A 309-nucleotide genomic window follows, 5' to 3' on the forward strand; every position below is an offset into this window, starting at 1 on the left:
TAGTTACATGAATAGAGTAAGATGTAGTTCATCATAATCGTAACGATAACTTCACTTGTTCCCAAATAGGCACGTAGAATACCTGGAATAGCTCCAGCAATACCGCCTGCCAACATGGCAATTAAGACTGTTCCCAAAATCAAAACTGGACGTGGTAAGTCAGGATTTGCCAAGGCAAACCATCCAGCAAAAACCCAACCAACATAGGCCTGACCAGACAAACCAACGTTGAAGAAACCTGCACGACTAGCTACTGCGAAACCGAGAGCAGTGAAAACAAGTGGTGCCATTGCACGGAAAATTTCACCA

1 protein-coding gene is annotated in these 309 nt (G+C 44.0%); it reads right to left on the reverse strand.

Going from position 1 to position 309, the window contains the following annotated elements; all coding sequences use genetic code 11:
• Positions 1-309 (reverse strand): ABC transporter permease (locus C1G53_RS01835; protein WP_161941347.1); only part of this gene is annotated, 309 nt, incomplete at both ends.

This window comes from Streptococcus suis, from assembly GCF_002960445.1.
Classification (GTDB): Bacteria; Bacillota; Bacilli; order Lactobacillales; family Streptococcaceae; genus Streptococcus; species Streptococcus hyiners.